Below are 19872 nucleotides of genomic sequence, written 5' to 3'. Positions count from 1 at the left end.
AGCTCAGGCACACTCCACCTCTTCACGCACAGGTCAGCCCAGTTCAGACACGGTGCCGGGGATCATGAAGCCACACTAGGTACCCCTCGGCATCGATCGATGCCACGCCATCATGCGCGTAACGGGGTGTCTACCGGCTGAACGAGTGAACGAATCTCCACATGTGGTGACCTTTTGTCACCGCGTGTATGCAGTGGTGGACAGTCCTGCGTCACCGCGGCGTCAGGCGCACCGGGAGACCGTCGGCGGGGACCGGCAGCGAGACGTAGTCCCAGCGCGCGGTGTAACTCTCCGGAACCGACCAACGGTACGCGCGCAGCATTTCGTGCATCAGCACCTTCACCTCGAGCCCGCCGAAGTGGAGCCCGATGCACTTGTGCGCGCCGCCACCGAAGGGCATCCACGCCATCCGGTGCGACTTGTCCTCGCGGCGCGGTTCGGCGAACCGCTCGGGGTCGAAGGTGAACGGGTCCGTCCAGCACTCGGGCGAGAAGTGGTTCACCGTCGGTGAGACGCCGACCAGCGTGCCTTCCGGGATGTAGTGCCCGAGGACCTCGGTGTCCTTGACGGTCTGGCGGGTCAGCGTCGGCACCGGCGCGACCAGCCGCAGCGCCTCCTTCATGACGAGGTCGAGCGTCTCCAGCCGGTCGATGGCGGTGATGTCGAGGACGTCGTCGCCGAGCGCGAGGGACTCTTCGCGCGCCCGCTCCTGCCACTCCGGGTGCTTGGCGAGGTAGTAGGCCATGGCGCTGCTGGTGATGGTCGTCGTGTCGTGCGCGGCCATCATCAGGAAGATCATGTGGTTGACGATGTCGGTGTCGCTGAAGCGGTCGCCGTCCTCGGTGGTGGCGTGGCAGAGCGCGGAGAACAGGTCTTCACCGTCGGCGGCGCGCTTGGCGGGCAGGTTCTCGCCGAAGTAGCGCTCCAGGACCCGCCGGCCGTGCAGCCCGGCCGCCCAGCGGCCGCCGGGCACCGGGACGCGCACGAGCGCGGTGCCGGCGCGCACGGAGCTGACGAAGGCGCGGTTGATCCGGTGCGCGTCGGCGCCGCTGCGCATGCCCATGAACACGCGCGTCGCGACGTCGAGGGTGAGCTGCTTGAGCGCCCAGTACAGCCGCGGCCGGTCGGTCGAGCCCCAGGTCGCGACGCCTTCGCGCAGGGCGGGGCCCATCTCGTTGACGTAGCCGGTGAGCCGGTCGCGGGTGAAGGCCTCCTGCATGATCCGGCGGTGCAGGTGGTGCTCGCCGAAGTCCATCAGCATCAGGCCGCGCTCGAAGAACTTCTCGATGAAGAACTTCCAGCCCTCCTGCGAGAACGCCTTGTCCTTGTTGACGAGCGCGATCTGCGTCGCCTCCGGCCCGGACAGCGCGACGATCCGCCTGCCGAACCCGCTGGTCCACGACACCGGGCCGTAGAGCTCGTAGCGGCGCAGGCCGAAGGCGGGGCCGAAGCGCATCATCTCGAGCATGTGCCCGACGACCGGCGGGCCCTCGTCGCCGAGAACGGGCTTGAGGCCGCTGCCGGCGGGCGGGGTCGCGAGCTCCTGGACGGGCCAGCGCGACTGCAGCCAGCGCTCGTCGACCTTGCGCGGCAGGGGGAGCGCGGTGAGGGGCGGCACCCGCTCACGCAGTGCTTCGGCGGCTCGGCCCACGGTGCTCGTCAAAGTGACCATCTCCCCGTCGAGATCGGCTACCCCTCCACGATGCACCCTTGTTGACGACCTGACAACAGGTTGGGGTGTCCTCTTTTCGGGTGGTCCGTGCCGTGCCTTCCGCACAAAACAGCTCGGCCACGCCCTGGCGAACCAAGGCGTGGCCGAGCTGAGCGCGAGACGTCAGTCCCAGTCGAGGGCGCCGCCCGACTGGTACTCGATGACGCGGGTCTCGAAGAAGTTCTTCTCCTTCTTCAGGTCCATCGCCTCGGACATCCACGGGAACGGGTTCTCGGTCTCGCCGAAGATCGGCTGGAGGCCGATCTGCTGCGCGCGCCGGTCGGTGATGAAGTGCATGTACTGCTCGCACAGCTGCGCCGACAGGCCGAGCATGCCGCGCGGCATCGTGTCGCGCGCGTACGCGACCTCCAGCTCGCACGCTTCCTTCAGCATCCCGCGGACCTCTTCCTGGAACTCCTCGGTCCACAGGTGCGGGTTCTCGATCTTGATCTGGTTGATGCAGTCGATGCCGAAGTTCAGGTGGATCGACTCGTCGCGCAGGATGTACTGGTACTGCTCGGCGATACCGACCATCTTGTTCCGGCGGCCGAGCGAGAGGATCTGCGCGAAGCCGGTGTAGAACCACATGCCTTCGAAGATCACGTAGAACGCGACGAGGTCACGCAGGAACGCCGTGTCGGCCTCCGGCGTCCCGGTCTCGAAGTCCGGGTCCTCCAGGTGCTGGGTGTACTTCAGCGCCCACGCGTCCTTGTCCGAAATGGACGGGACCTCGCGGTACATGTTGAACAGCTCGCCCTCGACCAGGCCGAGGCTTTCGCAGATGTACTGGAAGGTGTGCGTGTGCACGGCCTCCTCGAACGCCTGGCGCAGCAGGTACTGGCGGCACTCGGGGTTGGTGATCTGCCGGTACACCGCGAGCACGATGTTGTTGGCCACCAAGGACTCCGCGGTCGCGAAGAAGCCCAGGTTGCGCTTCAGCATCTGCCGCTCGTCCTCGGTGAGGCCGTCCTTCGACTTCCACAGCGCGATGTCGGCCTGCATGGCGACCTCGGTCGGCATCCAGTGGTTGTTGCAGCCGGCCAGGTACTTCTCCCAGGCCCAGGTGTACTTCATCGGCAGCAGCTGGTTGACGTCGGCGCGCGCGTTGATCATGCGCTTGTCGTCGACGTTGATCCGGGCGGCGCCGACCTCGATCTCACCGAGGCCGGTCGCGCCGGTCGTCTCCACGTTGGTCATGTTCCTCGGGTTCCTTACTGGCAGGCTTCGCAGTCGGGGTCGTCGATGCGGCAGGCGGCGCCTTCGGTGGCGACGAAGTCGACGTCGGTCTTCGGCAGTTCCTTCGACTCCGGCTTCGGAGCCGGGGTCACCGGGACGGCCGGGACCGCGGCGGCGGGCGTCGGCGCGGGGGCCGGGGCCGCCGCGGGAGCAGCCGGGGCCGGGGTGGCCGAGACGGCGTTCAGCTTGCCGTCGGTGCCGCGCAGGGTGCTCTTCTCCACGTGCGTCGCGGACCGCGCCCGCAGGTAGTACGTGGTCTTGAGGCCCTTGTGCCACGCGTAGCGGTACAGCTCGTCGAGCTTGCGGCCGCTCGGCGCCGCGATGTAGAGGTTCAGCGACTGCGCCTGGTCGATCCACTTCTGGCGCACCGAACCGGCGTCGACGATCCACTTCGACTCGATCTCGAACGCGGTCGCGTACAGCGCCTTCAGGTCGTCCGGCACGCGGTCGATCTGGCCGAGGCTGCCGTCGAAGTACTTGAGGTCGCTGACCATGACCTCGTCCCACAGCCCGCGCGCCTTGAGCGAACGGACCAGGTGCGGGTTGACGACGGTGAAGTCGCCGGACATGTTCGACTTGACGAACAGGTTCTGGAACAGCGGCTCGATCGACTGGCCGACCCCGGAGATGTTGGAGATCGTCGCGGTCGGCGCGATCGCCATCACGTTGGAGTTGCGCATGCCGACGGTCTTGACGCGCTCGCGCAGCGGCGCCCAGTCCAAAGTGGACGAGGTGTCGATGTCGAGGCCGTCACCCTGGCGGGCGTCGATGAGCAGCTGCAGCGAGTCGATCGGCAGGATGCCCTTGCTCCACAGCGAGCCCTCGAACGACTGGTACTGCCCGCGCTCCTCGGCGAGGTCGGTCGACGCCGAGATCGCGTAGTAGGAGAGGTGCTCCATGGAGACGTCGGCGAACTTCACGGCCTCGTCGGAGGCGAACGGGACGCCGATCTCGAACAGCGCGTCCTGGAAGCCCATGATGCCCAGGCCGACCGGACGGTGGCGCAGGTTGGAGCGGCGCGCCTCCGGGATCGTGTAGAAGTTGATGTCGATCACGTTGTCCAGCATGCGGACGGCCGTGCGCACGGTCTTCTCGAGGCGCTTCGTGTCCAGGCCCTCGGGGGTGACGTGCTTGAGCAGGTTCACCGAGCCGAGGTTGCAGACCGCGACCTCTTCGCTGTTGGTGTTCAGCGTGATCTCGGTGCACAGGTTGGACGAGTGCACGACGCCGACGTGCTGCTGCGGCGAGCGCAGGTTGCACGGGTCCTTGAACGTGATCCACGGGTGGCCGGTCTCGAACAGCATGGTCAGCATGCGGCGCCACAGCTCGACCGCGCGGATCTTGCGGAACACCTTGATCTCGCCGCGCTCGGCCATCGCCTCGTACTCGCGGTAGCGCTCCGAGAACGCGTTGCCGTAGAGGTCGTGCAGGTCCGGGGTCTCGTTCGGCGAGAACAGCGTCCACTGCGCGTCGGCCTCGACGCGGCGCAGGAACTCGTCCGGCACCCAGTTCGCGGTGTTCATGTCGTGCGTGCGCCGGCGGTCGTCACCGGTGTTCTTGCGCAGGTCGAGGAACTCCTCGATGTCCACGTGCCACGTCTCGAGGTACGCGCAGGCCGCGCCCTTGCGCTTGCCGCCCTGGTTGACCGCGACGGCGGTGTCGTTGGCGATCTTGAGGAACGGCACGACACCCTGCGACTGGCCGTTGGTGCCCTTGATGTGCGCGCCGAGGCCGCGGACCGGGGTCCAGTCGTTGCCGAGTCCGCCGGAGTACTTGGCCAGCAGCGCGTTGTTCTTGTACGCCTGGAAGATCGAGTCCAGGTCGTCGTCCACCGTGGTGAGGAAGCAGGACGACAGCTGGGCGCGGGTGGTGCCCGAGTTGAACAGGGTCGGCGTCGACGCCATGAAGTGGAACGTCGAGAGCAGCTCGTAGAACTCGATCGCGCGGGCTTCGCGGTCGTCCTCGCGGATCGCCAGGCCCATCGCGACGCGCATGAAGAACGCCTGCGGCAGCTCGAAGCGGGTGCCGTTGTGGTGCTGGAAGTACCGGTCGTACAGCGTCTGCAGGCCGAGGAAGCCGAAGTCGAGGTCACGCTTGGCCTCGATGGCCGCGGTGATCTTGTCCAGGTCGAACGACAGCAGCTCGCCGTCGACCAGCTCCAGCTCGACCGCGCGGCGCAGGTAGTTGCGGAAGTACGCGGGGTACTCGGCGGCCATCTCGTCCTGGCTGGCCAGGCGCGGCTTCTTCGCGAGGTAGCTCAGGGCCTCGCCGCGCAGCTTGTCCAGCAGCAGGCGGGCGGAGACGTAGGAGTAGTTCGGCTCCTGCTCGACCAGCACCCGGGCGGCCATGATCTGGGCGAGGGCGAGCTCGTCGGCGCTGATGCCGTCGTAGAGGTTGCGCTTGGCCTCGGCCAGCACCGGCTCGGCGGTGACGTCCTCGAGCCCGGCGACGGCCTCGCCCACGACGTGGGAAACGCGGGCCCAATCGAGCGGGCGCAGGACGCCGTCGACACCCTTGACGTTCAGCGCGACCTCGGTCGTGGCCGGCTTGGCGGCCTCACGGGCCTTCATGCGCTCGTCGCGGTAGAGGACGTAGGCGCGGGCGACCTTGTGGTGCTCGCCGCGCATCAGCGCGAGCTCGACGATGTCCTGGATCTGCTCGATGTGCAGCGCGGTCTCGGGGCCGGCGTGGCGCAGCAGGGTCGTCTCGACCTGCTGGGTCAGCTCCGCGACGACGTGGTGCACGCGGGAGGACGCGGCGGCGTCGCCACCCTCGACCGCGAGGAACGCCTTCGTGAGCGCGACCGAGATCTTCCCGGCGTCGAACGGCGACACGCTGCCGTCCCGCCGGATGACCCGGATCGCGGTGGGGGTGTCGGCGGCGGGCGGCCGCTGACCGGTTTCGACGGACATGCGTGTCTCCAAGCTTTCGGGCGCGTTCGATCGCCACACGGCCTTACGAGGCCGTGCGCTGCAGGTTCTTCAAAACGGCCCGGCAGTTCTCTGCAGCGGTCTCCCCGTCGCTGGGCCCTGCCGGTCACCAGAGACTACATGTAGGGGTCGTTGCCCGCACGGGACCCCAGATGGCGTGTCGTACGCTTAACCCTGGCGGGTTAAGTGATCACCCAGAGAAGCAGTTCGGGGTGCGCCCGGGACGCCCCGGGGGTAGGTTTCGACGCCGTTCGGCCGGGTCAGGCGCCGAAGCGCAGCTGCGAGCCGGGCAGCTCCAGGCTCGCCACCGGACGCCGTCCGGACAGGTAGCCGAGCGGGCCCGCCGGGTTGAAGCTCCAGTCCGCCGCCGCGGCGCGCGGGCTGATCCTCGCCGAAACCGGCGTCCGCAGCAGCGTGCCGTCGAGCAACTGCGCAACCTCGAAGACGGTCGGCAGGCGCAGCGGCAGCCCGCCGCGCCGGCGGAACGCGGCCGTGGCGATCCAGTCGTCGGAGGTGGCCGCCGTCGCCGTGAACGAGCGGTCGCCGGTGAAGCCGAGGGTCGCCAGGTCCTTCGGGATGCCCCACAGCTCGCGGCCGCCGGCCAGGGAGACCTCGCTGTCGACCCAGATCTCGCTGATCGAGCACGAGACGCGGCGGCCCTTGACCGCCGTCGCGGCCAGCAGCTCGTGGTAGGCCAGCTGACCGGGCGGGGTGTAGTCGATCCACGCCGTGAACACCGACGCGTGCCCCGCGACGAGCAGTGGCTCGGTCGCCAGCTCGGGCAGGTCGGCGGCCGGGACGCGCCAGACCGACACGCGCGCGTCGGCGACCAGGTTCCAGGGCTGCGGGGGATAGGCGGTCATGCGTCCAGCCAGGGGAGGTACGGCGGCAGGTCCTTGTCCACCCGCAGGCCCCACGACGGCGGCCGTTTCTGCAGGAACGACATGACCCCTTCGACGGCGTCCGCGTTGGTGCCGAGGCCGCCGATCAGGCGGGAGTCGAGCTCGTGGACCGGGAACGGCGAGTCCGCGCTCGCCATCCGGTAGAGCAGCTGGCGGGTGACGGCGACCGACACCGGCGCGGTGTTCGTGATGAGCTCGTGAGCGAGCTTGTAGGCCTCCTCCAGCACCGTGCCGGTGGCGAAGACCTGGTGCACCAGCCCCTTCGCGAGGGCCTCGGCCGCGGGGAAGACCCGGCCGCTGATCATCCAGTCGAGCGCGGTGCCCATCCCGACGAGCCGGGGGAGGAACCAGGCCGACGCGCCTTCGGGGTAGATGCCGCGGCGGGTGAAGACGAAACCGAAGCGCGAGTCCTCGGAGGCGAGCCGGTAGTCGCAGGGGAGCGTGATCGTGCTGCCCGCGCCGACCGACGCGCCGTGCAGGGCCGCGATCACCGGCTTGTTCATCGTGAAGATCCGTTTGGAGCAGCGGCCGGCGGGTTCCTGCCAGGCCGCGTCCGGGCCGGTCGCCGGGTCGAAGTCGAAGCCGCCCTGGGACAGGTCGGCGCCGACGCAGAAGTCCTTGCCGGCGCCGGTCAGCACCACCACGCGGACGTCCTCGTCGCGGTCGGCGCGGTCCATCGCCGCGCCGAGCTCGTCGGCCATCCGGATCGTGTAGCCGTTGCGCGCCTCGGGGCGGTTCAACGTCACCGTGGCGATCCGGTCCGCGACGGCGTAGGTGGTCTCGGCCATGCGACGAAACTAAGGCAGTCCGGCACTACTGGCAAGATGTCAATAGTGTGTCCGCAGCGTCCGGGGTGAAACAATCAGGCGTGCTTGATTTTTCTTGGGGCCGATGCCACGCTGGGCGCCAGTACGCAAGGAGGCGGCGATGGCGGACCTCGGCGTGATCCTCGGGGATCTCGACGCGGAATCACGGACGATCGACGACGTGGTGGCGGACCTGCCCGCGTCGGACTGGGCGCGGGAAACCCCCGCCGAGGGGTGGACGATCGCGCATCAGATCGCGCACCTGGCCTGGACCGACGGGAAGGCCCTGATCGCGGCGGCCCACCCCGAAGACTGGCAGGCCGAGGTGGAAAGCCTGCTCACCGTCGGCGAGCACTACGTCGACGAAGCCGCGGCCGAAGGGGCTCAGGCGTCCCCGGAAGAGCTGCTCGAACGCTGGCGAACCGGCCGGGAACGGCTGGCCGAGGCCCTCGCCGCGGTGCCGGACGGGCAGAAGCTGCCCTGGTACGGGCCGCCGATGAGCGCGGCGTCGATGGTCACCGCGCGGCTGATGGAGACCTGGGCGCACGGCCAGGACATCTACGACGCCCTCGGCCTGACGCGCGAGCCGACCGCGCGGCTCTGGCACATCGCCCGCTTCGGCACCCGCACCCGCGACTTCGCCTACCTGCTCAACTCCCTCGCGCCGCCGGCCGAGGAGTTCCGCGTCGAGCTCACCGCGCCCGACGGCACCACCTGGGCGTTCGGGTCCGAGGACGCCGAGCAGAAGCTGACCGGCAGCGCCGTGGACTTCTGCCTGGTCGTCACCCAGCGGCGGCACCCGGCCGACACCGACCTGGTGTCGCACGGCGCCGACGTCGAGGAGTGGCTGACCGTCGCACAGGCCTTCGCCGGCCCGCCCGGGGAAGGCCGGAAGCCGGGGCAGTTCGCATGACCTACCGCATCGGCAACGCGTCCGGGTTCTACGGCGACCGCTTCTCCGCGGTGCGCGAGATGCTCACCGGCGGCCCGCTGGACGTCCTGACCGGCGACTACCTCGCCGAGCTCACCATGCTCATCCTCGGCCGCGACCGGATGAAGGACCCGAACCGCGGGTACGCCAAGACGTTCCTGCGGCAGCTGGAGGAGAACCTCGAGCTGGCGCGCGAAAACGACGTCAAGATCGTCGCCAACGCCGGGGGGCTCAACCCCGCCGGGCTCGCGGACGCCTTGCGCGAACTGGCCGACAAGCTCGGCCTGGACGTGAAGATCACGCACGTCGAAGGGGACGACCTGGTCGCCCGCGCCAACGAGCTGTCGCTGGGGAAACCGTTGACCGCCAACGCCTATCTCGGCGCTTGGGGTATCGCGGAGTGCCTGAACGCGGGCGCGGACGTCGTGGTCACCGGCCGGGTCACCGACGCCTCGGTGATCGTCGGGCCGGCCGCCGCGCACTACGGCTGGGCCCGCGACAACTACGACGCGCTCGCCGGCGCGGTCGCGGCCGGGCACGTCATCGAGTGCGGCGCCCAGGCCACCGGCGGCAACTACGCCTTCTTCACCGAGCACTCCCTGGGCGTGCCGGGCTTCCCGATCGCCGAGATCGAGGCCGACGGCTCCAGCGTCATCACCAAGCACCCGGGCACCGGGGGAGTGGTGAACGCCGGGACCGTCACCGCGCAGCTGCTGTACGAGATCACCGGCGCCCGTTACGCCGGGCCGGACGTCACGACCCGGTTCGACACGCTGTCGCTGACCGAAGACGGGCCCGACCGCGTCCGCATCTCAGGGGTCCGCGGCGAGGCTCCGCCGCCGACCCTGAAGGTCGCGCTGAACACGCTGGGCGGGTTCCGCAACGAGACGACGTTCGTCCTCACCGGACTCGACATCGAGGCGAAAGCCGCGCTGGTGAAGGAACAGCTCGAAGCCGCGTTGAAGGAACGGCCGCCCGCCGACGTCAAGTGGACGCTGGCCCGGACCGACCACACCGACGCCGACACCGAGCAGACCGCGAGCGCGCTGCTGCACGTCGCGGTCAAGGACGCCGATCCCCAGGTGGCGGGCCGGGCGTTCACCGGCGCCGCGGTCGAGCTCGCGCTGGCCAGCTACCCCGGGTTCCACGTCACCGCGCCGCCGTCGGATGCCTCGCCCTACGGCGTCTACACCGCGGCCTATGTGGACGCCGGTCTGGTGCCGCACATCGCGGTGCTGCCGGACGGGATGCGTGTCGACATAGCTCCTCCAGCGTCCACTGTGGAGCTGTCCGATGTGGACGAGCCCGCGCTCCCCGATCCGCTCGACCACGGGCCGGTGCGGCGCGCGCCGCTCGGCCGGGTTGTCGGCGCCCGCAGCGGGGACAAGGGCGGCAACGCCAACCTCGGTGTCTGGGTGCGGTCCGACGAGGCCTGGCGGTGGCTCGTGCACCGGCTGACCGTCGCCGAGTTCAAGCTGCTGCTGCCGGAGACCGCGGACCTGCCGGTGACGCGCCACCTGCTGCCGAACCTGCGGGCGGTGAACTTCGTCGTCGAGGGCATTCTCGGTGAAGGCGTCGCCTCGCAGGCGCGGTTCGACCCGCAGGCCAAGGCTTTCGGCGAGTGGCTGCGGTCCCGTGAGATCGACATTCCCGAGGTGCTCCTGTGACCGATCCTTTTCGGACGCCCGAACGGGCGGAGCTGCGCAAGACCGTGCGGAAGTTCGTCGAGCAGGAGGTCCTGCCGCACCTCGACGACTGGGAGCGCGCCGGCGAGCTGCCGCGCGACCTGCACCGCAAGGCCGGTGAGCTGGGCCTGCTCGGCGTCGCCTTCCCTGAAGAGGTCGGCGGGGGCGACGGCAACTACCTCGACGCGCTCGTCGTCGCCGAGGAGATGCACTACGCGGGTGGCTCCGGCGGGCTGTTCGCGTCGCTGTTCACCTGCGGCATCGCCGTCCCGCACATCGCCGAGGCGAACGACCCGGTGCAGATCGAACGCTGGGTGCGCCCGACCCTAGCCGGGGACAAGATCGGCTCGCTGGCCGTCACCGAGCCGGACGGTGGCTCGGACGTCGCCGGGATCCGGACCACGGCCGTCCGGGAGGGTGACGAGTACGTCATCAACGGCGCCAAGACCTACATCACCTCCGGCTGCCGCGCCGACTTCGTGACGACCGTCGTGCGCACCGGCGGCGAGGGTGCCCACGGGCTGTCGCTGATCGTCGTCGAACGCGGGACGCCCGGGTTCACCGTCTCCCGCAAGCTGGAGAAGATGGGCTGGCTCTGCTCCGACACCGCCGAACTGTCCTACGTGGACGTCCGAGTGCCGGTCGAGAACCTCGTCGGCGCCGAGAACAGCGGATTCGCGCAGGTCGCCACCCAGTTCGTCACCGAACGGCTTTCTCTTGCGGTGCAGGCGTACTCGCACGCGCAGCGCGCGCTCGACCTCACGTTGGACTGGTGCCGGTTGCGCGAAACCTTCGGGCGGCCGCTCATCTCGCGCCAGCTCGTGCAGCACAAGGTGACCGAGATGGCCCGGCGGGTCGACGTCGCCCGCACCTACGCCCGGCAGGCCGCGATCCGGCACGTCTCGGGTGAGGAAGTCATCGCCGAAGCCTGTTTTGCCAAGAACACCGCCGTCGAGGCCGCCGAGTGGGTGGTCAACGAGGCCGTCCAGCTGCACGGCGGGCTCGGGTACATGCGCGAGGCCGAGGTCGAGCGGCACTATCGCGACGTCCGGATCCTCGGCATCGGCGGCGGCACCAACGAGATCCTCACCGGCTTGGCCGCGAAGCGATTGGGATATACCTCATGACGACCCTGAGGTCCACAGTGGACACGCGGGCCGCCGAGTTCGGCGCCAACCGCGAGGCGATGCTCGAGAAGCTCGCCGAGATCGACACCGAGCAGGCCAAGGCGGTGGCCGGTGGCGGGGACAAGTACGTCGAACGGCACCGCAAGCGTGGCAAGCTCCTCGCCCGCGAGCGGATCGAGCTGCTGCTCGACGAGGACTCGCCGTTCCTGGAGCTGTCGCCGCTGGCGGCCTGGGGAAGCGACTACCGCGTCGGCGCGAGTCTGGTGACCGGCATCGGTGTCGTGGAAGGCGTCGAGTGCCTGGTCTCGGCCAGCGACCCGACGGTCAAGGGTGGCGCGAGCAACCCGTGGACGGCCAAGAAGTCCTACCGGGCGGCGGACATCGCCGCGCAGAACCGGCTGCCGACGATCAACCTCGTCGAGTCCGGCGGCGCGGACCTGCCGACGCAGAAAGAGATCTTCATCCCCGGCGGCCGGATCTTCCGCGACATCACGCGGGCGTCCGCCGCGGGCTGCCCGACGGTCGCGCTGGTCTTCGGCAACTCGACCGCCGGCGGCGCGTACCTGCCGGGCATGTCGGACTACGTCGTCATGGTCAAGGAACGCGCGAAGGTGTTCCTCGGCGGGCCGCCGCTGGTCAAGATGGCGACCGGTGAGGAGTCCGACGACGAGTCGCTCGGCGGCGCCGAGATGCACGCGCGGACCTCGGGCCTGGCCGACTACCTGGCCGTCGATGAGCAGGATGCGATCCGCCTGGGCCGCAACATCATCAAGCGGCTCAACTGGACGAAGCAGGGGCCGTCGCCCAAGCCGGAGTACGACGAGCCGCTCTACGACGTCGACGACCTGCTCGGCATCGTGCCGACCGACCTCAAGGTGCCGTTCGACCCGCGTGAGGTGATCGCCCGCGTCGTCGACGGCTCCGACTTCGACGAGTTCAAGCCGCTGTACGGCTCGTCGCTGGTGACGGGCTGGGCGAGCATCCACGGCTACCCGGTCGGTGTGCTGGCTAACGCCCAGGGCGTCTTGTTCGGCGAGGAGTCGCAGAAGGCCGCGCAGTTCATCCAGCTGGCCAACCAGATCCACACCCCGCTGGTCTTCCTGCACAACACCACCGGGTACATGGTCGGCAAGGAGTACGAGCAGAGCGGCATCATCAAGCACGGCGCGATGATGATCAACGCCGTGTCGAACTCGAAGGTGCCGCACCTGTCCGTCCTCATGGGAGCGTCCTACGGCGCTGGGCACTACGGGATGTGCGGCCGCGCCTACGATCCCCGCTTCCTGTTCGCGTGGCCGAGTGCGAAGTCCGCGGTGATGGGCCCGGCGCAGCTGGCCGGCGTGCTGTCGATCGTGGCCCGCGCGGCCACCGAGGCGCGCGGCCAGGAGTACAGCGAGGAGAACGACAAGGCCATGCGCGCCATGGTGGAAGGCCAGATCGAAGCCGAGTCGATGCCGATGTTCCTCTCCGGCATGCTCTACGACGACGGCATCATCGACCCGCGCGACACCCGCACCGTGTTGGGGCTGAGCCTGTCCGCGATCCACAATGGACCAGTGAAGGGCGCCGAGGGCTTCGGCGTCTTCCGGATGTGAGTGAGCGATGATCCAGAACCTGCTGGTCGCCAACCGCGGTGAGATCGCCCGCCGCGTCTTCCGCAGTTGCCGCGACGCCGGGATCGGCACGGTCGCCGTGTTCTCCGACGCCGATGCCGCCGCACCCCACGCCCTCGAAGCCGACGCGGCCGTCCGGCTGCCCGGCAACGCGCCGTCCGAGACGTACCTGCGCGCCGAACTGCTGGTGAAGGCCGCGGCCGACACCGGCGCCGACGCCGTCCACCCCGGTTACGGTTTCCTGTCCGAGAACGCCGCGTTCGCCCGCGCCGTCCTCGACGCCGGGCTGACCTGGGTCGGGCCGCCGCCGGAGGCCATCGAGACGATGGGCTCCAAAGTGGAGTCGAAGCGGTTGATGGCGGCTGCCGGGGTGCCGGTGCTGTCCGAACTGGACCCCGCGTCGGTCACCGAGGCGGATCTTCCGTTGCTGGTCAAGGCTTCCGCGGGCGGTGGCGGACGCGGAATGCGCGTGGTCCGCTCGCTCGACGAGCTGGCCGAGGCCGTGGAAGGGGCGAGTGCGGAGGCCGCGTCGGCTTTCGGCGACGCGACCGTCTTCTGCGAGCGCTACCTGGAGACCGGGCGGCACATCGAGGTCCAGGTGCTGGCCGACCGCCACGGCACGGTGTGGGCGGTGGGGGAGCGGGAGTGCTCGATCCAGCGCCGCCACCAGAAGGTCGTCGAAGAGGCGCCCTCGCCGTTTGTCGACGAAGCGATGCGCGCGGAGCTGTTCGACGCCGCGCGCAAGGCCGCCCAGGCGATCGACTACGTCGGCGCGGGCACGGTCGAGTTCCTCGCCGGGCCCGACGGCCGGTTCTACTTCCTCGAGATGAACACCCGGCTGCAGGTCGAGCACCCGGTCACCGAAAACGTCACCGGCCTGGACCTGGTGGCGCTGCAGCTGCGGGTCGCGGATGGTGAACGGCTGGCCGCCGAGCCGCCGCCGACCGTCGGGCACTCCATCGAGGTCCGGCTCTACGCCGAGGACCCGGCGGCGAACTGGCAGCCGCAGAGCGGCACGCTGCACACCTTCGAGGTGCCCGACGTGGACCGGTCGTTCACGCACGGCCCGGGGCTGCGGCTCGACTCCGGCTTCGAAACCGGTTCGGTCGTCGGGGTCCACTACGACCCGATGCTCGCCAAGGTGATCACCTGGGCGCCGACCCGCGCGGAGGCCGCGCGACGGCTCGCCAAGGCGCTGGCCGCGACGAAGATCCACGGTGTGGTCACCAACCGCGACCTGCTGGTGAACATCCTGCGTCACGACGCGTTCCTGGCCGGGGAGACCGACACGGCGTTCTTCGACCGGCACGGCCTGGACACCCTGGCCGCGCCGCTGGCCACTGTGGACACCGAGCGCGTCTCCGCGCTCGCCGCGGCGCTGGCGGACGCGGCGGGCAACCGCGCGTCGGCGACCACGCAAGGACGGCTCCCCAGCGGCTGGCGCAACGTCCGCTCGGCCGGGCAGCGCAAGGTCTTCTCGGTGGGCGACCGCGAGTACGAGGTGGTCTACACACTCGGCCGAGACGGCCTGAGTGCCGAGGGGTACGACGCGGAGCTGATCACCGCCGAACCCGGCCGGGTCGTCCTGGACGTCGCCGGGGTGCGGCGCACCTTCGACGTCGCCCGGCACGACGGGGTGTCCTACGTGGACTCCGCGCTCAGTTCGGTCGCGCTGACAGCGGCGCCGCGGTTCGCCGACCCGGACGCCGCGCTGGCTGCGGGGTCGCTGGTCGCGCCGATGCCGGGCACGGTCGTCCGGCTCGCCGTGCAGGCCGGGGACCCGGTCAAGGCGGGCGATCCGTTGCTGTGGCTCGAAGCGATGAAGATGGAACACCGGATCGCCGCCCCCGCCGACGGGGTTGTAGCGGAACTGCCGGTCATGGTCGGACAGCAGGTCGAAGTGGGCACGATCCTCGCGGTGGTGGGAGAAGAAGCATGAACGCGATGAACTTCGTCGAGCCGGAAGAGCGGATCGCGCTCCGCAAGGCCGTCGCCGAGCTCGGCGCCAAGTACGGGCACGAGTACTACGCGCGCAAGGCCCGCGCGGACGAGAAGACCCACGAGCTGTGGGACGAAGCCGGCCGCCTGGGCTACCTCGGGGTCAACATCCCCGAGGAGTACGGCGGCGGGGGTGCGGGCATCGCCGACCTCGCCGCGGTGCTCGAAGAGCTCGCCGCCGCCGGCTCGCCGTTGCTGCTCATGGTCGTCTCGCCGGCGATCTGCGGCACCGTGATCTCCCGCTTCGGCACCGAAGAGCAGAAGAAGCAGTGGCTGCCCGGCATCGCCGACGGCAGCAAGCGGATGGTCTTCGCCATCACCGAGCCGGACGCCGGGTCGAACTCGCACAAGATCACCACCACCGCCAAACGCGACGGCGACGGCTGGGTCCTCAGTGGACGCAAGGTCTACATCTCCGGCGTCGACGAGGCCGACGCGGTGCTCGTCGTCGGCCGCATGGAGGACGCGAAGACCGGCAAGCTCAAGCCCGCGCTGTTCATCCTGCCGACCGGCACCGCCGGGTTCGAGTACACGAAGATCCCGATGGACATCATCGCGCCGGAGAACCAGTACTCGCTGTTCCTCGACGACGTCCACCTGCCCGCCGAGGCGCTCGTCGGCGAGGAGGACGCCGCGATCGCGCAGCTGTTCGCCGGTCTCAACCCGGAACGCATCATGGGCGCGTCGTTCTCCCTCGGCATCGCCCGGTACGCGCTGGCCAAGGCCGTCTCCTACGCCAACCAGCGCCAGGTCTGGGGCACCCCGATCGGCGCCCACCAGGGTCTCGCGCACCCGCTCGCCGAGATCAAGGTCGAGCTCGAGCTGGCCAAGCTGATGACGCAGAAGGCCGCGTCGCTCTACGACAACGGTGACGACTTCGGCGCGGGGGAGTCGGCCAACATGGCCAAGTACGCCGCCGCCGAGGTCGCTATCCGTGCGACCGACCAGGCCGTGCAGACCCACGGCGGCAACGGCCTCGCCACCGAGTACGGCCTCGGCACGCTGGTCACGGCGGTGCGTTTGGGCCGGATCGCGCCGGTCAGCCGCGAGATGGTGCTCAACTTCGTCGGCCAGCACAGCCTCGGCCTTCCCAAGTCCTACTAGGAGAGTCGTCATGTCTACTTTGGACGGCAAGACGATCATCATGTCGGGCGGCAGCCGCGGCATCGGCGAGGCGATCGCGCTCCGGGCGGCCGCCGATGGTGCGAACGTCGCGCTGCTGGCCAAGACCGCCGAGCCGCACCCGAAGCTGCCTGGCACGATCTACACCGCGGCCGAGGCGATCGAGAAGGCGGGCGGGCACGCGCTGCCGATCCTCGGCGACGTCCGCGACGACGACGGTGTCGCGGCGGCCGTGGCGAAGACCGTCGAGCAGTTCGGCGGCATCGACATCGTCGTGAACAACGCCAGCGCGATCGACCTGACGCCGACCGAGCAGGTCAGCATGAAGCGCTACGACCTGATGCAGGACATCAACGCGCGCGGTACTTTCCTGCTGTCCAAACTGGCCATCCCGCACCTGAAGAAGGCGGCGAACGGGCACATCCTCACGCTGTCGCCGCCGATCAGCCTCGACGAGAAGTGGTTCACCGCCGGGCACCTCGCGTACAGCATCGCGAAGTACTCGATGAGCCTGGTGACGGTCGGGCTCGCGGCGGAACTGAAGGCGGACGGCATCGCCGTCAACTCGCTCTGGCCGCGCACGACCATCGACACGGCGGCGATCCGCAACGTCGTCGGCGCCGAGCTGGCCGACCGCAGCCGCACGCCGGAGATCATGGCCGACGCGGCGTACGCGATCCTCACCAAGCCGAGCCGCGAGGCGACGGGGAACTTCTTCCTCGACGACGAGGTCCTGCGCGCGGAAGGCGTCACGGACTTCGCGAAGTACCGCATCGGCGGCTCGGAGGAGGACCTCCAGCTCGACTTCTGGGTCGATCCGGCTTGACCGGCGTCCGCGAGCCCCAGCAGGAACGCAGCCGCACCACGCGGCGGCGGCTGATCGAGGCCGCGCTCGACAGCTTCGGCGAGCGCGGCTGGCACGGCGTCACGGTGGCCGGGATCGCCGAACGCGCGGGCGTCTCCCGGGGCGCCGCGCAGCACCACTTCCCGACGCGGGAGGACCTCGTCGCGGCGGCGGTCGACCTCCTGGGCGAGGCGCAGATCGACGAGCTACGTGCCCAGGCCGCCGACCTGCCGACCGGCGCGTCCCGCATCGAGCGGGTCGTCGAGATGGTGCTGAACCTCTACACCGGGCCGCTGTTCCGCGCCGCCCTGCAGCTCTGGTCGGTCGCGGCGACCGACGAGGCCCTGCGTGCCGTGCTCGTGCCGCTCGAGGCCCGGGTCGGGCGGGAGGCGCACCGGGTGACCGTCGAGCTGCTGGGTGTCGACGAGTCCCGCCGGGGCGTGCGGGAACTGGTCCAGGCCACTCTCGACCTCGCCCGCGGCCTCGGCCTGGCCAACCTGCTCACCGACGACACCCGGCGCCGCCGGCAGATCGTCCGGGAGTGGGCCCGCACCCTGGAACTGCGGCTCGCCGGCGGCTGAGGCCGGGCCGCTCGTCGCACCGGCCGCGACCTGTGGGCGCAACCGGGCCGCCGTTCGCCGTGCCCGCGCCGCCGGGCTCCTTACCGGAACCGACCGGGTCTAGTAAACGTCCTAGTGCGGTAGCTAACACAATTGGCGCAATGGACGATGACCCGTAGTAGCAGGTTCGAAGAGGAAGGCAGTCCGGTGTCCGGTACAGGAGTCGAGCTCACCCACCGCGCGATGGCGATGCTGAGGGCGGTGGGAGCCGGCCGCGCGCAGATGTCGTGCAGCTGCGAGCCGGACCTCTTCATCGACGGATTCGCGTGTTGTGATCAGATCACGGCCCACGCCCTGGCCCACGGCGGCTACCTGAAACCCGCGGCCGAAGGAGCGACCGGGCGAGTCCCGGCCGAGCTGACCGAAGCGGGGCGCGCCGCCCTGGAGATCAGCCTCGCCGCCTGAGCACCCGCATGTGCGTTACGCAGTGTGGTCGGTTCGCTCGCGCGTTCGGTGCCGGAGCGCGTCCCGTCCGCGGCACTGACCTGGCAGGCTGTTCGTCATGGCGGAGCACCCCCCACCGGCGGACGACCAGGCGACGGTCTTCCTCCCCAGCGAGCTGCGCGGCCCCCACTGGCCCACTCGCGACCTCGACGTCTCCCGGCGGCCCTACGACGAGTTCGCCACCCAGATCGTCGCCCGGCCGCCCGCCTCGCCGGTCAGCGCCGGCCGGGGTGAAGGCGCCGGCTCGTCGCTCGCTCGCTCCAGTGGCCGGATGGCCGTTGCCTCGACCGTCAGCCGGATCACCGGGTTCGTCGCGAAGCTGCTGCTCGCCGCCGTGGTCGGGACCGGGGTGGTCAACGACTCCTTCACCGTCGCGAACACCCTGCCCAACATCGTGTTCGAGCTCCTCTTCGGCGGGGTGCTGGCCAGTGTCATCGTGCCGCTGCTGGTCCGCTCGCAGGACGACCCGGACGGCGGCCGCGCCTACACGCAGCGGCTGATCACGATGGCGCTCGTGCTGCTCACCGTCGGCACGGCCGTGGCGGTGGCGATCGCCCCGCTGTTCACCGCGCTCTACGTCGACAAATCGTCCCCGACGGCCAACCCCGGGCTGACCACCGCCCTGGCGTACCTGCTGCTGCCGCAGATCCTCTTCTACGGCCTCTTCGCGCTGCTGTCGGCGATCCTCAACGCCCAGAACGTCTTCGGCCCGCCGGCCTGGGCGCCGGTGCTGAACAACGTCGTCGTCACCGGGACGCTCGTCGTGTTCGCGGTGGTGCCGGGGGAGCTGACGCTCGACCCGGTCCGGATGAGCGACCCGAAGCTGCTGGTACTCGGCCTCGGCACCACGCTCGGCATCGTCGTGCAGGCGATGGTGCTGATCCCCGCGTTGCTGCGCACCGGGTTCCGGTTCCGCTGGCGCTGGGGCTTCGACCCGCGGATGAAGGAGTTCGGCGGGCTGGCCGCGTGGATCCTCGGCTACGTCGTGGTGAGCCACGTCGGGTTCGTCTTCACCACGCGCGTGCTGACCGGCGGCACCAGCGGCGGGGTCACGGCCTACAGCTACGCGTCCCTGCTCTTCCAGCTGCCCTACGGCATCCTCGGCGTCTCGCTGCTGACCGCGCTGATGCCGCGGATGAGCCGCGCCGCCGCGGACGGCGACACCGTGTCGCTGGTCGGCGACCTCTCGCTCGCCTCCCGCATCTCGACGGTGCTCTTCCTGCCGATCTCGGCGGTGCTCGCGGTGGTCGGCGCGCCGGTCGGCATCGCGATCTTCACGCTGGGCCGCGGCACCCTGGACGACGCCGAGCGCCTCGGCCAGACCCTCGCGGTGTCCGCCGCCGGGCTGCTGCCGTTCGCGCTGGTGATGCTGCAGCTGCGGGTGTTCTACGCGATGAAGGACGCGCGCACGCCCACGCTGATCATGCTCGTGATGACGGCGGTGAAGATCCCGCTGCTGCTGCTCTGCCGCGGGCTGCTCGACGGTGAGCACATCGTCTACGGCGTGATGCTGGTGAACGGCGCCGGGTTCGTCGTCGGCGCGGTGCTCGGCCAGGTCTGGCTGTGGGTGCGGCTCGGGCACCTGCGCAGCAAGCGTTCGCTGCGGGTCGGGCTGATCACGCTCGGGGCCAGCGCCCTCGGTGTCGGGGCCGCGGTGCTCGCCGGGTACGCGGTGCCGGGCTCGCTCGGCACGATCCCCGTCGCGTGGGTGAAACTCCCGGTCCAGACCTTGCTCGGGATGGCCGTGCCGTTCGGGTTGCTGGCGGTGCTGAAGCTGCCCGAGTTCACCCCGGTGACCCGGCGCGTGGGCGGTCTCCTGCGGCGGCTCGCGCCTCGTTGACGACTACGGCCGGAAAGCCGGTCCGGATGTCTCGAAACGGTAACGAGAGCGCTGCGATCAGCG

Annotated in this window: 15 protein-coding genes; 10 read left to right on the top strand and 5 right to left on the bottom strand. The window is 69.9% G+C overall.

Annotated elements, in window-relative coordinates; genetic code table 11:
• Nucleotides 1-211 precede the first annotated feature (211 nt).
• The 5 genes from ACZ63E_RS19990 to ACZ63E_RS19970 form a co-directional block, all read right to left on the bottom strand.
• A complete protein-coding gene (locus ACZ63E_RS19990) occupies nucleotides 212-1672 on the bottom strand; it encodes a cytochrome P450 (RefSeq protein WP_465337645.1) in 1461 nt (486 codons plus the stop codon).
• Between the two features lie 162 nt (nucleotides 1673-1834).
• Nucleotides 1835-2908 carry a ribonucleotide-diphosphate reductase subunit beta gene (locus ACZ63E_RS19985; protein WP_465311245.1) on the bottom strand — a complete coding sequence of 358 codons (1074 nt, stop codon included), beginning with the start codon at nucleotides 2906-2908 and terminating at the stop codon, nucleotides 1835-1837.
• A 14-nt stretch (nucleotides 2909-2922) separates the two neighbouring features.
• On the bottom strand, nucleotides 2923-5859 hold the full coding sequence (locus ACZ63E_RS19980) for a ribonucleoside-diphosphate reductase subunit alpha (RefSeq protein WP_465337644.1): 2937 nt from the start codon (nucleotides 5857-5859) through the stop codon (nucleotides 2923-2925).
• 278 nt (nucleotides 5860-6137) lie between these two features.
• Nucleotides 6138-6740: an acetoacetate decarboxylase family protein gene (locus tag ACZ63E_RS19975; protein ID WP_465337643.1), complete on the bottom strand. Its 603-nt coding sequence runs from the start codon at nucleotides 6738-6740 to the stop codon at nucleotides 6138-6140.
• Nucleotides 6737-7567, bottom strand: coding sequence for an enoyl-CoA hydratase-related protein (locus ACZ63E_RS19970; RefSeq protein ID WP_465337642.1), 831 nt, complete (start codon nucleotides 7565-7567; stop codon nucleotides 6737-6739). Before ACZ63E_RS19970 ends, ACZ63E_RS19975 begins: the two co-directional genes overlap by 4 nt.
• Before the next feature lie 139 nt (nucleotides 7568-7706).
• Here ACZ63E_RS19970 and ACZ63E_RS19965 point away from each other — a divergent pair, with 139 nt between their 5' ends.
• From ACZ63E_RS19965 to murJ, 10 genes are all read left to right on the top strand, one after another.
• Nucleotides 7707-8498 (top strand): TIGR03084 family metal-binding protein, encoded by a 792-nt coding sequence (locus tag ACZ63E_RS19965; protein WP_465337641.1) that lies wholly within the window; start codon nucleotides 7707-7709, stop codon nucleotides 8496-8498.
• Nucleotides 8495-10183, top strand: coding sequence for an acyclic terpene utilization AtuA family protein (locus ACZ63E_RS19960; protein ID WP_465337640.1), 1689 nt, complete (start codon nucleotides 8495-8497; stop codon nucleotides 10181-10183). The genes ACZ63E_RS19965 and ACZ63E_RS19960 overlap by 4 nt, the downstream gene beginning before the upstream one ends.
• On the top strand, nucleotides 10180-11328 hold the full coding sequence (locus ACZ63E_RS19955; RefSeq protein WP_465337639.1) for an acyl-CoA dehydrogenase family protein: 1149 nt from the start codon (nucleotides 10180-10182) through the stop codon (nucleotides 11326-11328). The genes ACZ63E_RS19960 and ACZ63E_RS19955 overlap by 4 nt, the downstream gene beginning before the upstream one ends.
• Nucleotides 11325-12923: an acyl-CoA carboxylase subunit beta gene (locus tag ACZ63E_RS19950; protein WP_465337638.1), complete on the top strand. Its 1599-nt coding sequence runs from the start codon at nucleotides 11325-11327 to the stop codon at nucleotides 12921-12923. The genes ACZ63E_RS19955 and ACZ63E_RS19950 overlap by 4 nt, the downstream gene beginning before the upstream one ends.
• A 7-nt stretch (nucleotides 12924-12930) precedes the next feature.
• Entirely contained in the window at nucleotides 12931-14880 is a 1950-nt protein-coding gene (locus ACZ63E_RS19945; RefSeq protein ID WP_465337637.1) for an acetyl/propionyl/methylcrotonyl-CoA carboxylase subunit alpha, read from the top strand.
• Nucleotides 14877-16043, top strand: coding sequence for an acyl-CoA dehydrogenase family protein (locus ACZ63E_RS19940; protein ID WP_465311254.1), 1167 nt, complete (start codon nucleotides 14877-14879; stop codon nucleotides 16041-16043). The genes ACZ63E_RS19945 and ACZ63E_RS19940 overlap by 4 nt, the downstream gene beginning before the upstream one ends.
• 10 nt (nucleotides 16044-16053) lie before the next feature.
• Entirely contained in the window at nucleotides 16054-16887 is an 834-nt protein-coding gene (locus tag ACZ63E_RS19935; protein ID WP_465337636.1) for an SDR family oxidoreductase, read from the top strand.
• Nucleotides 16884-17486 (top strand): TetR/AcrR family transcriptional regulator, encoded by a 603-nt coding sequence (locus ACZ63E_RS19930; protein ID WP_465337635.1) that lies wholly within the window; start codon nucleotides 16884-16886, stop codon nucleotides 17484-17486. Before ACZ63E_RS19935 ends, ACZ63E_RS19930 begins: the two co-directional genes overlap by 4 nt.
• Before the next feature lie 186 nt (nucleotides 17487-17672).
• The gene (locus ACZ63E_RS19925; RefSeq protein WP_465311257.1) at nucleotides 17673-17930 is read left to right on the top strand and encodes a hypothetical protein; all 258 of its coding nucleotides are present in this window, start codon (nucleotides 17673-17675) and stop codon (nucleotides 17928-17930) included.
• Nucleotides 17931-18027: 97 nt separating this feature from the next.
• A complete protein-coding gene (gene murJ, locus ACZ63E_RS19920; protein WP_465337634.1) occupies nucleotides 18028-19809 on the top strand; it encodes a murein biosynthesis integral membrane protein MurJ in 1782 nt (593 codons plus the stop codon).
• The last annotated feature ends 63 nt before the right edge of the window (nucleotides 19810-19872 follow it).

This window comes from Amycolatopsis sp. NPDC104819, from assembly GCF_055583145.1.
Note: the sequence above shows the minus strand (reverse complement) of the source record. Positions and strands in the feature narration are given on the sequence as shown.

Bases quoted from the DNA above. Each gene is read 5' to 3' on its own strand.
- ACZ63E_RS19950 (WP_465337638.1), top strand. From the start codon at position 11,325: ATGACGACCCTGAGGTCCACAGTGGACACGCGGGCCGCCGAGTTCGGC.
- ACZ63E_RS19945 (WP_465337637.1), top strand. From the start codon at position 12,931: ATGATCCAGAACCTGCTGGTCGCCAACCGCGGTGAGATCGCCCGCCGC.
- ACZ63E_RS19965 (WP_465337641.1), top strand. From the start codon at position 7,707: ATGGCGGACCTCGGCGTGATCCTCGGGGATCTCGACGCGGAATCACGG.
- ACZ63E_RS19960 (WP_465337640.1), top strand. From the start codon at position 8,495: ATGACCTACCGCATCGGCAACGCGTCCGGGTTCTACGGCGACCGCTTC.
- ACZ63E_RS19970 (WP_465337642.1), bottom strand. From the start codon at position 7,567: ATGGCCGAGACCACCTACGCCGTCGCGGACCGGATCGCCACGGTGACG.
- ACZ63E_RS19990 (WP_465337645.1), bottom strand. From the start codon at position 1,672: ATGGTCACTTTGACGAGCACCGTGGGCCGAGCCGCCGAAGCACTGCGT.
- ACZ63E_RS19980 (WP_465337644.1), bottom strand. From the start codon at position 5,859: ATGTCCGTCGAAACCGGTCAGCGGCCGCCCGCCGCCGACACCCCCACC.
- murJ (WP_465337634.1), top strand. From the start codon at position 18,028: ATGGCGGAGCACCCCCCACCGGCGGACGACCAGGCGACGGTCTTCCTC.
- ACZ63E_RS19985 (WP_465311245.1), bottom strand. From the start codon at position 2,908: ATGACCAACGTGGAGACGACCGGCGCGACCGGCCTCGGTGAGATCGAG.
- ACZ63E_RS19940 (WP_465311254.1), top strand. From the start codon at position 14,877: ATGAACGCGATGAACTTCGTCGAGCCGGAAGAGCGGATCGCGCTCCGC.
- ACZ63E_RS19935 (WP_465337636.1), top strand. From the start codon at position 16,054: ATGTCTACTTTGGACGGCAAGACGATCATCATGTCGGGCGGCAGCCGC.
- ACZ63E_RS19975 (WP_465337643.1), bottom strand. From the start codon at position 6,740: ATGACCGCCTATCCCCCGCAGCCCTGGAACCTGGTCGCCGACGCGCGC.